Raw genomic sequence first — 15,606 nt, forward strand, 5'->3', positions numbered from 1 at the left:
GATTCGAAAGAGGCTGGTTGTCGGGCGTTTTTTACCATACCAAACAACTGGTTGGCGCACACCGGATGAAGAAATGGCCGCTGGCCGGAAGAATTCCGGTCAACCCCTTAAAAACAGTCGGAAAAGTGTGATACAACAAACAGAATTTTTTAAAGGAAACCTGTCATGACCGAGTTGCAACAGATCATTGAAGCGGCCTTCGAGCGCCGCGACACCATTACTCCGGGCTCCGTGGATAGCGCCACCAAGTCCGCCATCCTGCAAGCCATCGACCTGCTGGACTCCGGCAAGGCACGGGTTGCCGAGAAGATTGCCGGTGAGTGGGTTGTCCATCAGTGGTTGAAGAAAGCGGTACTTCTCTACTTCCGCATCAACGACAACGGCATCATCAAGGGCGATGATGCCCAGTACTACGACAAGGTTCCCCTCAAATTCTCCAACTACACCGCCGAGCAGTTCAAGGAAGCGGGTGTGCGCGTGGTGCCGCCGGCGACCGCCCGCAAAGGCTCCTTTATCGCCCCCAATACCGTGCTGATGCCCTCCTACGTCAACATCGGCGCCTTCGTTGACGAAGGTACCATGGTCGATACCTGGGCCACTGTCGGCTCTTGCGCCCAGATCGGCAAAAATGTCCACCTCTCTGGCGGCGTCGGCATCGGCGGCGTACTGGAGCCACTGCAGGCCAACCCGACCATCATCGAAGACAACTGCTTTATCGGTGCCCGCTCCGAAGTGGTTGAAGGGGTGATCGTTGAGGAAGGTTCCGTCATCTCCATGGGCGTCTTTATCGGCCAGTCCACCCGCATCTATGACCGCGAAACCGGCGAAATTCACTACGGCCGCGTACCGGCTGGCTCCGTGGTCGTCTCCGGCTCCCTGCCCTCCAAATGCGGCAAGTACAGCCTCTACGCGGCGGTGATCGTCAAGAAGGTTGATGCCAAGACTCGCGCCAAAGTCGGCATCAACGCCCTGCTGCGCTCCATCGATGAGTAATCAGCATTGCTGTGATGAAAAGGGCGCCTGATGGCGCCCTTTTGATTTTGGCGCCCCTGTCACAGGCAAGCCATGAGGCATCGGTTAAGATGGATGGGACAGGATCGTTTCAAACCGAGGAAGCCTGATGTACGAGAATCTGAAGAGCCTGGGGATCCAGGATCCCGCCTCCGTCGACAGCTATACCCTGCGCCAGGAGGCCAACCACGACATCCTCAAGATCTACTTCAAGAAGCAGAAAGGCGAGTTCTTCGCCAAGAGTGTCAAATTCAAGTATCCCCGCCAGCGCAAAACCATGCTGGTCGACTCGGGCACCCATGAGTACAAGGATGTCACCGAGATCAACGCCAACCTCAAGTATGTGGTGGATGAGCTGGACAGCCTGACCCAGGGCGTCCATCAGCAAGCCGACCCGGACATCAAGCAGAAGATCCTGCGCGACCTGCGCCATCTGGAAAAAGTGGTACAAAACAAGATCAGCGAAATCGAACGGGATCTGGAAAAACTCTAATCCCCCCGACTCGACAAAAGAGCGCCCTGGTGGCGCTCTTTTTATTGGCTGGCTTTATGGGGCTATGGGGTTATCTGGCAATGCCGTGCGATAAGGTGAGCGGAGCACACCACCTTATGCTGTTGGGCCACCATTGGGCAACCCGTTACATATCGCCCCTTGGGCAACGAGACTCCTGCCGAGCTCGACCTGCTGTGACTCGCACGATCCATAACCAGAAATAGCAAGAGGGAGGCTTTCGCCTCCCTCTTCAAACACGCTGATATTCAGGCAACAGAATTAGTTGCTCTTCATCCAGATGTCCATGTCGGTTTTCAGGTTGTCGGACTTGGTACCGAAGATGGCTTGAACGCCGGAACCAGCCACTACCACACCGGCAGCACCCAGTTTCTTCAGACCAGCCTGGTCAACTTTGGCAACATCTTTCACGCCAACACGCAGACGGGTAATGCAAGCATCCAGAGAAGCGATGTTCTCTTTACCACCGAAGGCGGCAACCAGAGCAGCAGACATCTCGTCTTTGCCTTGGCCAACGCTCTCTTCAGCAGTCTCGTCTTCACGACCCGGGGTTTTCAGGTTCATGGCACGGATAACGAAGCTGAATACGACGTAGTAGATGGCCGCGTAGACCAGACCCAGACCTACCAGCAGCAGCATGTTGTCGGCACGCGGTGATTGCACCACGAAGTCGATGAAGCCGTTGGAGAAGGTGTGGCCGTGTACGATACCCAGGGAGTTGGTCAGCACATAAGCCAGGCCAGCCAGTACAGCGTGGATTGCGTACAGAACCGGAGCGATGAACAGGAAGGAGAATTCAATCGGCTCGGTGATACCGGTCAGGAAAGAGGTCAGAGCTGCAGAGGCCATGATACCCACGATCTTGGCGCGGTTTTCCGGCTTGGCAGCGTGAGCAATGGCGAACGCAGCAGCAGGCAGACCGAACATTTTGAACAAGTAGCCACCAGCCAGCTGACCAAAGCCGTTACCGGCAGCGCGGGACGCGTCATCAGCAGTCAGGAAGCAGGTCATGATACCGTGAACAGTTTCACCGGCACCGTTGACGCAGGTACCAGCCTGATAGAAGAACGGTACGTTCCAGATGTGGTGCAGACCGAACGGGATCAGGGAGCGCTCAACCACGCCGTAGATACCGAAGGCCAGTACCGGGTTCTGGTTGGCAGCCCAGTCAGAGAAGGCACCGATAGCGCCACCCACTGGCGGCCAAATCACGGACAGGATCACACCCAGACCGATGGAGAGGAAACCGGTGATGATGGGTACGGCACGTTTGCCCGCGAAGAAGCCCAGGTACTCTGGCAGCTGGATCTTGTAGAAACGGTTGAACGCCCAGGCAGCGATACCACCGGCCAGGATACCACCCAGCACGCCGGTTTCGATGGTTTCAACACCCATCACAGGTGCCATGACCTTCAGGGTTGCGACCATGATGCCGTAGCCAACGATGGCTGACAGACCGGATACACCGTCGTTATTGGTAAAGCCCAGAGCAACACCCACTGCGAACAGCAGGGCCATCTGGCCAAATACGGAACCACCGGCTTGCTCCATCAACTGGGAGACAATTTCCGGCATCCAGCTGAAGTGGGCAGCACCCACCCCCAGCAGAATACCTGCGACTGGCAAGACTGATACTGGCAGCATCAGCGCCTTACCAACCTTTTGCAGATTAGAGAAAGCATTTTTGAACATTGTGTGCGCTCCTGAATGGATTGTCGTCCCTGAACGATCTATCTGGATGAAATAAGCACTGATTCATTCAGATATCTTCGAGTCGGGCTTGTTTATTTTGACCATCAGAATATAACCCAGCGGGTCATAAATTGCTGCTTTCGAAGGCGGGGGAATATTGAATTTGGAGGGAAGATCACAACTTGTTTATCGGCTAAAAAACGCCTCTAATATAAGTTAATAATCTGCATTATCACTCTATTACAAATAGATATAAATTGCAGTTTCACTTTGTATTTTAATAATGCCATTTATATCAAATGGCAACTCATTGTAACCCAATGTAACGGCGTGATTTTTATTTATTACAGTCTACCGATTAAAAAGGCCTCCAACAAGGGAGGCCTCAACAAATATATCTGACCTGCAAATGGTCGTATTACTCTATTTTTGCGAGCGCTTGACTGCATCAATAAACACGCTTTTTGCCTTGGTTGAACCGGCCCGCTCGGCCTCGTTCACCAGCTTCATCGCCTTGTCGATATCCCCCGCCTTGACAGCTTTTTCGATCTGGCTCTGGTAGAAGGCTTCAGTTTCACTCAACATGGCAGGAGCAGGTTTGGCTGCGACCGCAGCTGTTGCAGTTGTGGTAACCGCTGCGGTAGTCGCTATCGCGGCAACCTGCTGACCCTGGCTCATGGCCACCTTGTCGGCATATTCGGGTTTGAATACCGCTTCAAGGCCACTCCCACGGGCCATATCCTTGACTTTGATCTGCACCAAACCCCAAGGGGAGTGCGGGATCACCGGATCCTTGATATCAGGCTCAACGGTACCATTAGCGCGAGCAAACGCTTTTGATGGATGCAGGATCGTTGTGCTGCCTGAGAGCTTATCCGCGGGCGCATAAACGATCATGTATGTTTCGCTGGCCGGGTTGCCAGGCATGCTGCGGTCAACAAAAACACGCCCTTCAATGCGGTCATTATCGAGTAAGTGAGCAGGCTGATAGCTGAATACTGACTCACCTAGGACCCGAGTCACCTTGAACTCGGCATCCAGCATAATGACTTTGGGCACCATCACGGTTTTGCTCACCTGTGACGCCAGGCTGATCGCCAGATTACCGGTGTTGGCCGGCAGGCGATAAGCCGCAAAGTAACTCATCCCCTCATCAAACTGAAAAGCGGGTTGCTTGCCATCAATGGCCAACAAGGTCTCACCTTCAAGCAAAGGGGCATAACTGAAATCTTTAAACGCCACACAGCAGCTGGAGGCTTTGGCCAACGCTTGCTTGGCTTGGTCTGCATCGCTCAAGATAGAGCCGTGTTCTTGCAGAGGAACAACCATGTTTCCGGCACAACCGGTTAATAGCGCAGTGATTACGGCTGCAATAGACATCTTTACCCGTTTCATTTTTCTTATCTCCATAATCCGGTGGCCGTGATCCGGCGAAACAAAACTGCCCCCATAAGGGGGCAGTCACTAACTTAACTTAAACTTTTGCTTACCACCAAGCTTCTGCTTGAACACCAAACTGGTAGGTGTCTTTGGAGGTATTGCCTTCGAAGACTTTCTTGTCTTCATCGTTAGCCAGGTAGGAGGCGAACACACGGATTTCCGGACGGGCCCAGAAGCTGGAACCGGCAGACCAGGCTTGTGCCAGAGTCAGCTTGTAGCCAGCATCTTTGTCTTCGCTACCATTGGTAGACTTGTTGTTGTCCTTGAAGTAGCCGCCTTCAAAGATGGTCTTGTTGAAGTCATCCCACTTGTACATCGGGCGAACAACAACAGACATGGTTTCCCACTTGTCGTTGCCGTCCCACATTTCGTTGCCTACACCGTAAACCAGCTGGTGACCCATCTCCCAGGAGTTGCCCATCGGAACAACGCCCCAGTTGATGATACGGAAACCATCGGCACCGTCTTTGGCTTCAGCGCCGTACCAGGAACCATCGCCATAGAAGGCCATGGTCTTGGAGTAACCTTCGGTACCGTATTGCAGCACGGTTTTGTTGAAACCACCGAGGATGCCTGCAGTCAGTTCAGCAGTCAGCATGACGCCATCTTGCGGGTCTTTCTTCAGTGCTTTCTGATCATTGGTTTCATTTACCAGAGCGTAATCCACGCCCAGTTCCAGAGAGGCATCAGTCCACAGCGGGATGCCGGCATAACGCAGATCCAGAGTATTGACGTTCAGATCTTCGTTTTTGACGTAGTTTGGAGCTGCACTGGTACCGGTATTGGTGTACTGGCCAAACACATCGGCAGCGCTGCGATCGTTGCGTACCCATGCGAAAGATACTTTACCCGGACCAGCCTGGATGCCTTCGATACCAGCACCAGCACCGGAGATGTTCCAGTAGTAGAAGTCGGAGATGTGGATGTCATGGCGTTGATAGTAACGCTTACCAGCCCACAAGGTTGCTTCTGGAGCAAAGTTCAGCAAGCCTTTGGCTTGTACGTTGAACTGACGCAGAGCGAAGTCGGAATCACCATTGCACTGCTTGGCATCGAAGTTACAAACAGTACCGGTACCTTCCCAGTCGTTTGAACCGTTGGAAGCCATGGCAAACATGGAATCAACATAGAAAGTCTTGCCATCTTTGTTGAATACTTCCTGACCCAGTTGCACTTCACCGTAGGTATCATTTTCGTTACCCAGACGGCCAACTTTATTGACGTTGTATTTAACCATGTCGCCGTCGCCGGAAACACCGACGCCGGAACGGAAGTAACCGTGGAAATCTACGGCAAAGGCGGCTTGGGAAGCCAGGGCGGCAGTAACAGCTGCTGCAATCGGGAGCCACTTCATTTTCATTGTCATATTCCTTATTTCCCGCAGTGAGGAGTGTGATCCTGAATATTCAACTTCTTATCACCATGTAATCCTGTTGGTGATAACCGAGGTTGATTATAGGGAGCGTATTTCACGACAAATATGAAGCGACTCACAAAATGGCGACAAATCGCTCGGCAAACGATCGCCACAACACCAGTCAACAAAAAACCGACCAACCAAGCAATAGTTAACCAATGAAATCACAAAACAAGCAATTACGGTAAACTTGAAAGCGTTACCAGCAATTAATTCGCGACTGAACCAAAGTCATTATTTTACGTTCGAATGACAAAAACATGACTGAGATCGCTTTCAAGATTGAACTTTTATTTGGATGACGGGTCTGCGGTGCGCTTGAAACCATTACGCCGATGGAATGCCAAAAGGGGAAAATATCCCTCCGCCACTATCGACAATAAGAGTGGGAAATATGCTTGCTGAGTGAGATTACATTTGTGCAAATAACAATCCCCTGTCGGTTAAGGATCAGGGGATTGATATGGCTCTATTTCAGAGAATATTCAGGGCTAAATATGCCACTTTTTCAGCCAGCTGAGTGCCACCTGTTCGGGTTCATCGTGCACGGTGGCATCCAGCTCCAGCGGGGGAATCACTCGCGTGGCCCCCAGCTCTTGCAGCAATCCGTCCAGCCGACGGCCTGCGCCACAGAAATGCTCATAGCTGCTGTCGCCCATGGCAATCAGGGCATAACGCAGCCCCTTGAGCCAGGGCGCCTTGTCAGCCAGCTCGCCGGCAAAGGGCTGCAGATTGGGAGGAATGTCCCCCTGCCCGGTGGTGGCACTGACCAGCAATAAAAAACGGCCGGGGTCGATGTCCGCCAGCCGTGCTTCTTCGTGCAAAGAACAGTGATGCCCCTTGCGTTCCAGCTCATCTGCCAAGGTCTCGGCCACCAGCATGGCTGCGCCGTAGACAGTTCCCACCACGATATCGATCTGCGCCATTCTCCTCTCCCTGCTTGAGTCACTCTTTTGAGCAACTCTATCAGCAAGCTGGCGTCAGATGCCACCGGTTCAGGGCTGAGGATCTAGCGCTTAGTAGTCGCTCTCGCTGGCGGGCCAGCCCAGCTCGGCAAACAAGCGCAGCATATCCTGACCGAGCGGCGCCTGGATCCGCATCGGCACCTTGAGCACCGGATGGGTAAAGCTCAGGGTGCGGGCCACCAGCAGCAGCCGTTCGCAACCAAAGTGCTCGCGAAAGAAACGGTTGTGACGACCATCCCCGTGGGTGGTATCCCCGACGATGGGGTGGAACAGGTGATCCATATGGCGGCGCAGCTGATGCTTGCGGCCGGTCTTCGGGAACAGTCTGACCAGACTGTAGCGACTGGTGGGGTGCTTCTTGGAGACCGCGTGGGGCAGCTCGACCTGATGCAGGCGCCGGAAGGTGGTGACGGCATCTTGCGCCGGGCGATCCGGGTTGCTCATGGCATCGGCAATCTTGTCCAGCTGCTCCTTGAGGGGATAGTCGATCACCCCCTGTTCGGGTGCCCAGCCCCGCACCAATGCCAGATACTCCTTGTGTACCTGACGTTGGGTAAAGGCTTCGGTCAGTGCGCGGGCAATCACCGGATCGAGCGCAAACAGCAGCACACCGGAGGTGGGCCGATCGAGGCGATGCACCGGATAGACATGGCGACCACCGATGAGATCACGGGTCATCTGCATGGCAAAACGGGTCTCGCCCTTGTCGAGCCAGCTGCGGTGCACCAGCAGACCGGACGGCTTGTTGACCGCCACCAGCCACTCATCCTGATAGAGCAGGGTCAGCTTCAGGTCACTCTCTTCTTGGGTTTGATCTGGCATCATTGTTCGATCACTTTGCCGGAAAGCAGCAGATCGAAGCGGGCGATCAGGCGCAGCAGCGCTTCTGCCTCGGCCAGATCCTCTTTGTAGACTTCGCTGGCCATGGGATAAAGGGAGACGCTGGTGGGCAACGGCGCCTGCAACATCACCAACTGCTCCATGCGCGGGATCAGCACGAACTGCAGCCACTGATCAAAGCTCAGGGTATCGACACAAAAAGGCAGGGTGCTTGCCAGGGCTTCGTCACCGGGATGGTCAGCTTGCCAGCGCTCAAGGCGCTGCAACTCGGCGGTGAGTTCCCCCAACAGGCCAGCTACCAGCAAATATTGATTCATCTCGCTCTCTTCCTCATAACCACAGATTGATCCGCGGATCCGACAGGGCCAGCCAGGATGCCAGTACATTCGGTCGCGCAGCACCGGCGATTCAGCCAGCTCGTCGACATACACGGCAGCCAGCGCGGCCTGCCGCCGTTAAAAAAGGGCGATACTATACACCTCCCCCCGCATGGCTGCCATGTTGATATCTGCCACAACGCGCGTCTGCTGCCACTGGCTATCCTCGGCAAGGGACTTATAATCGGCCCGCATCACCATTAGCCGGATCTCACCATGTCTGTGACGCCTACTGCCATCAATACCTTGACCGAATTTCTGACTCAGGCTGGCACCCAGTTCCAGCTGTTTGACATGGGCCGCCAGGTGCGGCCACTGGCAAGCGATACCTTTGTGCGTATCGAACAGCAGCAGGAGCCCTATCCCTGGCCGCTGCAACAGCACGCCTGGTTGGGTGTGCACTTCTTCCAGCCGAGCGAGTCTCGCCACTACCTCTGGTTCCTCAAGTTCGCCCTCGATGAGCGCGGCCTGCTGATGTCAAATGGCCCCAAGCTGTTCATGGATCAGGTGGTGGAGACCCTGGGCTACAAGCTCACCGGCGATCTGGACGAGGAAAAAGCCCAGCGCTTGGCCGACAACCCCTACACCTTCCGCCCAGCGGAGGCCAAGATGGCCAGTCTGCACGCCAAGCTGGCGCGCCAGCTGGAACAGGCCCCTTCCGCCTATTACGATGCCCTCTGCCACTATCTGGCCGCCCCCAACGACACCGGTTGGCAGACACTGGGGCTGCAGGGTTTTGCCGATCTGGCCGAACGGCTGCATGATGAGCGCAATCTGGCGCTGATCTGCAAGGCGCTGCCCAAGCTGCCGCAAGAGCCGCTCTACGCCCTCTGCCAGAGCCTTGAAAACTCCCCGCTGCCGCCGGCGGTACAAGGCGCCCTGCTCGAGCGGATCGGCAAGGAGCAGGAGTGCGCCGCCCCCAATCCGGAGACTCTGGCCTATCTCTGCCGCGCTATGGCCTCCTGCCCCGGCAGCACGCTGCGCACCAACAAACTGCTGACCCTGCTGCAAACCCAGCCGAGCCCTGCGCTGCTGCTCGCCATCGCCGGCCGGCTCTGGCCCGATCTGAAAGATGCCAATCTGCTCAGCCACTATCTGGAACAGCTGGCGCTACAACCGACCCAGTTCTTCAATCAGGTTTTTGCCGAGTTGGTCACTTTACCGGCCCTGCGCAATGATATGCTGGCCAGACTGCGTGACCCCGACCGCAGCGATGCGCTGGGCAAGGCCATCGGCCGCCTGTTTGCCTCGGCCTGATCCCTCGCCTCCCCCTCACACCACGAGGCAACACGGCGGGAAATAAAAAAGGAGATCGGGAGTGCCGAGCAGGACTCCCGGTTATCGACATCACGATAAGGAAGCCCGCCTATGGGAGAGATGCTCGGAATTTTGTTGCTGATTGCCGTTGCCGGCCTGTTCTGGCTGCAACGCCAACAGGCAGAAGTGGCCTGGCAATACATGCGCCGCTACTGCCAGCGCCATGATCTGCAACTGCTGTCGCTGGCCCGCAACCGGCGGGAGCTGGCACATAATCCCCTGCGGCTGCTGACCCACTATCAGTTTGAATTTTCCAGCGATGGCGAGAGCCGCTATCAGGGCACCCTCAAGATGCAGGGGCTGCACGTCGTGGGCGTTGATCTGCCCCCCCATCGCATCCCCTCTGCCTGATCCCCAATCTCGTCTCTGCGCCCGGAGGCTATGCCTGTCTATAATCTCAAGGATTAAACAAAGGGAGAGACGAGATGGAACCCCTTGTCCACGATCTGCCAGCCCTGTTTGCCCAGCTCGGGATGGCCAACGACGAGCTGAGCCTGCACCGCTTTGTGCACGACCATCACCTCGACAATGAGACCCTGCTGCCGGAGGCGGGTTTCTGGAGCGCCGCCCAGGCCAGCTTTCTGCGCGATGCTCTGTGGAACGACTCCGACTGGTGCGAGGCAATCGACCAGCTCGATGTGATGTTGCGCCAGCCCCGCTAAACCGCCCGCCCCTTTCCTCCCCTGCTGGCTTTGGTTAAGATCCCGCCCCGAAATCGATCCCTCCTTCTCACCCAGAGCATGCTTATGTCCGCCCACGAGATCATCCGAATTGCCAACGAGCTGGCCGCCAAGGGCCTGACGCCCACCACCGCCATGATCAAGGCCCGCCTCACCCAGCCTGTACCGATGGCCGAGCTGCTGAAAGTGCTGAGCCAGTGGAAGCAACAGCCCATCGCGACCGCCGAGAGCGAGCTCCTGCCAGAGGCCGTGCCCCAGCCAGCACCAACGCTCACCCTGCAGCAACTCGCCGAACAGCTCGCGCGCATCGAACAGAAGGTGGATCGCCTGACCGACCTGCTCATCCAGCAGGAGCAAGGCTGAGCCATGTATATCGTCGAACTCTGCTTTGAGTGCTACCGCGATACCTCCCTTGGCGACGCCGAGCGGGCCATTGTCAACTACCTCGACATGCTGCGTTATCAGGGCCAGATCCTCGGGCGGGAGTTCCCCACCAGCATGCATGAGGGCTATTTCGTCAGTCGGGTGGTCTGCCCGGAGCAGGATAGCCTGCACCCCGACAACCAGAGCGATCAGGTCAAGCTGGCCGAACAGCAGCTCAATCAGGCGGGGTTGCTGGCGCCCAAACTCCAGCTGCAGGGGGCGGATCTGCTCTCCGACAGCACAGATCCTTGCGGCCAGCAGGGCGAGCGGCCGAGCTGGATGGTGCTCTACACCAGCTTTTTGCATACCTGCTCGCCGCTGCGCTGTGGCGACCACTTCGCCCCCATTCCGCTCTACCAGCTGCCCGCAGTCGCCAACGGCGATCAGAAGCAGATCATCAAGTGGCAGGAGGATTGGGAGGCGTGCGATCAGTTGCAGATGAACGGCTCCATCGCCGAACATGCGGCGCTGCACGAAATCGGCGAAGTGGGCAGCCGCCTCTACCGGCGCGGCAGCGATCTGGCCAAACGGCTGGAAGTGCTGAGCGGCATCCCCACCTACTACTACCTCTACCGAGTGGGCGGGCTGAGCGCCGCCGAGGAGAAGGCGCGCCCCTGCCCCAGCTGTGGCGGTGAGTGGGCGCTGGCAGAGCCACTACACGAGATCTTCGACTTCAAGTGCGACAGCTGCCGTCTGGTCTCCAACCTCTCCTGGGATTTCAAGGATTAAGCGCGTTCCCTGTACGCGATGCCATAAAAAAGAGCCTTGCCGCATGGCAAGGCTCTTTTCGTTCCGATGAGTAACCTTGGCTCGAACAGGTGCTATTGCGGCAACGTCTCAAGCCGCTCCAGAAACGCCGGCAAGGAGGGAGCCAACGTCAGACGGCGGCCAGAATCGAGCCACTCCAGCCACACCTGACCACTCTCGTTATCCAGCGAGATGAGCGTCATCTCGTTGCGGGTGGTGGCAATAAAGATGGAGGGGGTTCGTTTTAGCTTGCGCAGCATCAGCAAGTGGCCGATGAGGTTCTCCCTGAGCAGGTCGAGATCCGCGTCGTTCCACGGCAGGATCAATTCAAGGCGCAGCCCCTTGAAAAGGCAGGGGATGGGGCGGCTGAACCAGTGCCCGAACAGGGCGATGGCGCTGGGATGAATCGTCAGCTCAAGAGCATCGGCCATAGCCGTAAAATCGGCGGGTTCGGAGCGATGGTGAGGACGCCAGGCAACCCGACCATCGGCAGGCTCACCAAGTTGGCAGGGGGAACGCCAGTCCGCCTCCCACTCGCACAGGGGCAGGCCTCGTCTGGCCTCGCCATCCCGTTGCCAGCGGGCAAAAAAGTGCTCCAGGGCAGACAAAACTTGATCCGACATCGAAAATCCCCACAATTGCTGGCAAAGTCCGCTATTGCACCACCAAACCCGGTAACAGACAAGGTTGCCAGCCGACCTTGCGACCCGGGATACAGAACACGGGATACAGAGAGGCCGACGCCCAAGCCAAACGGCTGCAACCATCCGGCCCTGCAATGGCCCGTTTCATTCCACTCATCATGAGCACATTACGTGAGCAACCCTGTGAGCAAACAAGATAGATACGCCGGAGCCAGCGCCCTGACCGGCCTGAGCCTGGGCCAGCAATCCGATTACATCAGCCAGTACACCCCCTCCCTGCTGCAGCCGGTTCCCCGCAGCCTGAACCGGGATGATCTCAAGCTGGGCGATGATCTGCCCTTTAGCGGTTGCGATGTCTGGACCCTCTATGAGCTCTCCTGGCTCAACGCCAGGGGCAAACCGATGGTGGCGGTGGGTGAAGTGACCATCCCGGCCACCAGTGCGAACCTGATCGAATCCAAATCCTTCAAGCTCTACCTCAACTCCTTCAACCAGACCCGTTGCGACTCTATCGAGGCAGTCGCCGCCATGCTGACCAAGGATCTGAGTGCCTGTGCGGGTGAGACCGTCAAGGTGACCCTGTTCCCCCTCGACAAGGCGCCGCACCAGATTGCCCTGCTGCCCGGCGAGTGCATTGATGAGCAGGATATCGAGGTAGACAATTACGAGTTTGATGCGTCCCTGCTGCAAGGGGCAGCCGGTAGCGAGTTGGTCGAGGAGACCCTTCACAGCCACCTGCTCAAATCCAACTGTCTGGTGACCAGCCAGCCCGACTGGGGCTCTGTGGTGATCCGCTACAAGGGGCCGAAACTCGATCGGGAGAAGCTGCTGCGCTATCTCATCTCGTTTCGCCAGCACAACGAGTTCCACGAGCAGTGCATCGAGCGGATCTTTATCGACCTCAAGCACTATTGCCAGCCTGAGCAGTTGACCGTCTATGCCCGCTATACCCGCCGCGGCGGCCTCGACATCAACCCGTTCCGCTCCGATTTCGAAGCCGTGCCCGCCAACCTGCGTCTGATCCGCCAATAAAGTCGAGCTGCGACAGAGAGGGCAGGTACGCTGCCCTCCATGACTGGCAAAAGGCTTCAATTGATGCTTTACGCAGCAGGGATAAGGGTGCTGGATAATAAAATCCAGACGAAACCCACTTGCCGGCCACCAGCAAACCACAGTAAACGCTGGACTCGCAGGGGGGGGCTTGGATAACATGCCAACACCTCTGCGCCGTCCTTAATCCAATGAATCAACTGTTTTTTCTGGCCATGATGATGTCCTCCCTGTCAGCTCCGAATCTGGATCTGGACAAGGAGCAACTCTCTATCGATCTGCAACAAGCGCAATCGATGGTACTGACCGATCCTGCCAGATGCGTCCAGATCACCACCGCCTTCCTGACGCGCGCAGCCAATAATCCCCAGCAAATCATCAGCAATCGCCAGGAGTTCGGTTATCGCGAGCCCATCCTGAGCTACAGCACGGCGACCCAGACCATAGGTGCCCATCTGCTCAAAGGAGAGTGTCTGCTGCAACTGGGCCAATATCAGGCCACCCAGCAAGCGCTCGACAAGGCGATGGCGCTGGCAGACAAAGAGCGGCAACCGGAACTCAAGGCCCACGGCCTCTATCTCAAGATCCGCAGTCAGGCCCTCAAACCGGATAACCAGAGCACCAGCCGCGCCCTGATGGATCAGCTGGACGAACAGCTGGCCGTCCCCACACTCAAGCAGAGCCAGCTGCAGGTCTATGGCCGCCTGCAACGCACCAGCTACGACATCGAGAACCAGCACTTCGATGATGCCAAGGCCCATCTGGCTGACGCGCGGATCTGGGCCGCCAAGACCCCCAATCCCCTCGCCAGTGCCTGGGTCAGCGCCATCAGCGGCGACCTCTATCGCGCGCTGCAACAGCCACAGCTGGCGCTGGGGGAATATATCGATGCCCAGCAACAGGCCAAAAGCCTCAACGACCCGCTCTTTCTTGGCCTGCTGTCGAACCAGATAGTGAAACTCTACCAGCAGGAGCAGGAGCCCCAGAAAGCGCTGCAGTATGCCAATGAGGCGGCCAACTACTTCCACTCCATCGGCAACCCCTCCCTGCTGTGTGACTCCCTGATGGTGCTGGCGCGACTCAATCGCGAGCAGGGCGACCTCAATATGGCGCTGGTCTACTTCTTCAATGCGCTGGATCTGCTCGATGAGGGGAGCAACCGACCACAAGCCTCCCTGCTCAAATACGAAATCGGCAAAACCTACCTGCAAAGCGGCAACCTCTCGCTGGCCAGCAACTACCTCAATGCGGCCCGTCAGTCCCATGAGCTGAGCGATGCCAAAGAGCCGCTGATCGATACCCTGCTGCTGCTCGGCGAGCTCTATCTGAAGAAACAGGAGGCCGCCATCGCCATCCTGCAGTTGGAGAACGCCCGTGCGCTGGCCAATCAGCTCGGCGATACTCGCCGTCAGTACGAGGTATTCCGCCTGTTGTCGCTTGCCTACGAGCAGAAGGGGTATCTGCGCCAGGCACTCGACAGCTACAAGCGCTTCCACCGTCTTGGCGAGGAGGTACGCCAGCAGGAGCAGGCCATGGAGCAGGCGGCAATCCGCGACAACTATGTTCAGGTCGAGCGGGTGCAACATATCAAGGAACTGGAGCAGCGACTTAACAACAGCCAGCATCAGCAGGAACGCTATCTCTGGTCGAGCATCACCACCAGCCTGCTGCTGGCGCTCTTTATCTACCTCTTCTTCACCCTCTGGCTCAAGCTGCGTACTGCCCGCCTGCAACTGAAACGGACCAATGAGGCCCTGCTGATCGAGCCACGCTCGGGGCTGGCCAACTGGCAGCGGCTGATGAACCGCTGGCCACGGGAGATGGCAAAGCGCCAGCTGAAATCGGATCGCTGGTACCTCAGCGAACAACCCTCCACCGAGTTCGATGACAAGCTGCACTATCTGCTGTTCCGGGTACCCTTCCTGGTCAATACGCTGGAGCGCCACGGCTATCAGGCCAGCAGAGAAATCGAGCAGGCCTTCGGTGCCTATATGGACACCCTGACCCCGCAAGATGGCCGTATCTATGACTTGCGTGAAGGACACATGCTCTATGTGGTGCCACAGCGCCACGTGACCAACCTGCATCAACTGGCGGGAGACCTGCTGACTGCCATCGCCGCCTTCCCTTGCAACTATCCGCTGGATCGCCGGATCAGCCTCGGGATTGTCAGTCACCCCTTCCTGCCGAAGGCGGCAACCGCGCTCGATCACAATGGCCTCTTTGACCTCTGCTATCTCGCCCTGTCGGGAGCCATTCAGCTCAGTGAAAAATGCCAGCAAAACGCCTGGTTGGAGCTGGCTGCGATCGATTGCCAACAAGCGGCATTTTTTAATGGGGATGTGTGGCAATGCGGCCTGATGGCAATTGACAAGGGACTGGTAAAAGTCAATTCTTCTCATGAAAAGCAATGGGTTAATTGGCCCAGCCTTGCAAGGAAGCCGGCAGCCGATAACCACCAGGAAATAATGTAGATAACAGGCGAGGATCGA

The 15,606-nt window shown here is 56.9% G+C and carries 16 protein-coding genes; 9 read left to right on the forward strand and 7 right to left on the reverse strand.

Features of this window, described 5'->3' with window-relative positions; translation table 11 throughout:
- Nucleotides 1–165 precede the first annotated feature (165 nt).
- Nucleotides 166–993, forward strand: a complete 828-nt coding sequence (dapD, locus tag ACTG1P_RS07985; RefSeq protein ID WP_005338581.1) for a 2,3,4,5-tetrahydropyridine-2,6-dicarboxylate N-succinyltransferase — start codon at nt 166–168, stop codon at nt 991–993.
- Between the two features lie 127 nt (nt 994–1,120).
- Nucleotides 1,121–1,504 carry a DUF3461 family protein gene (locus ACTG1P_RS07990; RefSeq protein WP_279497889.1) on the forward strand — a complete coding sequence of 128 codons (384 nt, stop codon included), beginning with the start codon at nt 1,121–1,123 and terminating at the stop codon, nt 1,502–1,504.
- 279 nt (nt 1,505–1,783) lie between these two features.
- Here ACTG1P_RS07990 and ptsG read toward each other — a convergent pair whose 3' ends face one another.
- The 6 genes from ptsG to ACTG1P_RS08020 all read right to left on the reverse strand — a co-directional run bounded on the left by ptsG (nt 1,784) and on the right by ACTG1P_RS08020 (nt 8,193).
- The gene (gene ptsG, locus ACTG1P_RS07995) at nt 1,784–3,214 is read right to left on the reverse strand and encodes a PTS glucose transporter subunit IIBC (protein ID WP_108612673.1); all 1,431 of its coding nucleotides are present in this window, start codon (nt 3,212–3,214) and stop codon (nt 1,784–1,786) included.
- A gap of 423 nt (nt 3,215–3,637) precedes the next feature.
- Nucleotides 3,638–4,609, reverse strand: a complete 972-nt coding sequence (locus ACTG1P_RS08000; protein WP_440000956.1) for a MalM family protein — start codon at nt 4,607–4,609, stop codon at nt 3,638–3,640.
- A 91-nt stretch (nt 4,610–4,700) separates the two neighbouring features.
- A complete protein-coding gene (locus ACTG1P_RS08005; RefSeq protein ID WP_440000957.1) occupies nt 4,701–6,014 on the reverse strand; it encodes a maltoporin in 1,314 nt (437 codons plus the stop codon).
- A gap of 548 nt (nt 6,015–6,562) precedes the next feature.
- Nucleotides 6,563–6,997 (reverse strand): flavodoxin, encoded by a 435-nt coding sequence (locus ACTG1P_RS08010; RefSeq protein ID WP_440000958.1) that lies wholly within the window; start codon nt 6,995–6,997, stop codon nt 6,563–6,565.
- Nucleotides 6,998–7,087: 90 nt separating this feature from the next.
- Nucleotides 7,088–7,861 carry a tRNA pseudouridine(65) synthase TruC gene (gene truC / locus ACTG1P_RS08015; RefSeq protein ID WP_440000959.1) on the reverse strand — a complete coding sequence of 258 codons (774 nt, stop codon included), beginning with the start codon at nt 7,859–7,861 and terminating at the stop codon, nt 7,088–7,090.
- A complete protein-coding gene (locus ACTG1P_RS08020; protein WP_005338596.1) occupies nt 7,858–8,193 on the reverse strand; it encodes a YqcC family protein in 336 nt (111 codons plus the stop codon). The genes truC and ACTG1P_RS08020 overlap by 4 nt, the downstream gene beginning before the upstream one ends.
- Before the next feature lie 276 nt (nt 8,194–8,469).
- Between ACTG1P_RS08020 and ACTG1P_RS08025 the strand changes: the two genes are divergently transcribed.
- The 5 genes from ACTG1P_RS08025 to ACTG1P_RS08045 all read left to right on the forward strand — a co-directional run bounded on the left by ACTG1P_RS08025 (nt 8,470) and on the right by ACTG1P_RS08045 (nt 11,402).
- Nucleotides 8,470–9,510 (forward strand): DUF3549 family protein, encoded by a 1,041-nt coding sequence (locus ACTG1P_RS08025; RefSeq protein WP_440000960.1) that lies wholly within the window; start codon nt 8,470–8,472, stop codon nt 9,508–9,510.
- Nucleotides 9,511–9,621: 111 nt separating this feature from the next.
- The gene (locus ACTG1P_RS08030; protein WP_440000961.1) at nt 9,622–9,921 is read left to right on the forward strand and encodes a DUF3301 domain-containing protein; all 300 of its coding nucleotides are present in this window, start codon (nt 9,622–9,624) and stop codon (nt 9,919–9,921) included.
- Nucleotides 9,922–9,995: 74 nt separating this feature from the next.
- The gene (locus tag ACTG1P_RS08035; RefSeq protein WP_088869965.1) at nt 9,996–10,232 is read left to right on the forward strand and encodes a DUF2789 family protein; all 237 of its coding nucleotides are present in this window, start codon (nt 9,996–9,998) and stop codon (nt 10,230–10,232) included.
- 84 nt (nt 10,233–10,316) lie between these two features.
- Nucleotides 10,317–10,613: a hypothetical protein gene (locus tag ACTG1P_RS08040; protein ID WP_440000962.1), complete on the forward strand. Its 297-nt coding sequence runs from the start codon at nt 10,317–10,319 to the stop codon at nt 10,611–10,613.
- A gap of 3 nt (nt 10,614–10,616) precedes the next feature.
- Nucleotides 10,617–11,402: a Zn-ribbon-containing protein gene (locus tag ACTG1P_RS08045; RefSeq protein WP_440000963.1), complete on the forward strand. Its 786-nt coding sequence runs from the start codon at nt 10,617–10,619 to the stop codon at nt 11,400–11,402.
- A 92-nt stretch (nt 11,403–11,494) separates the two neighbouring features.
- Here the strand turns inward: ACTG1P_RS08045 and syd are convergent, their stop codons facing one another.
- Complete coding sequence (gene syd, locus ACTG1P_RS08050; protein ID WP_058058265.1) at nt 11,495–12,043, reverse strand: SecY-interacting protein; 549 nt, start codon at nt 12,041–12,043, stop codon at nt 11,495–11,497.
- Between the two features lie 204 nt (nt 12,044–12,247).
- On the opposite strand from syd, the gene queF reads away from it, so the two are divergent.
- Entirely contained in the window at nt 12,248–13,096 is an 849-nt protein-coding gene (gene queF / locus ACTG1P_RS08055; RefSeq protein ID WP_440000964.1) for an NADPH-dependent 7-cyano-7-deazaguanine reductase QueF, read from the forward strand.
- A gap of 209 nt (nt 13,097–13,305) precedes the next feature.
- A complete protein-coding gene (locus ACTG1P_RS08060) occupies nt 13,306–15,588 on the forward strand; it encodes a tetratricopeptide repeat protein (RefSeq protein ID WP_440000965.1) in 2,283 nt (760 codons plus the stop codon).
- Nucleotides 15,589–15,606: the final 18 nt, after the last annotated feature.

It is taken from the genome of Aeromonas sp. 11P, assembly GCF_051920165.1.
GTDB lineage: Bacteria > Pseudomonadota > Gammaproteobacteria > Enterobacterales > Aeromonadaceae > Aeromonas > Aeromonas veronii.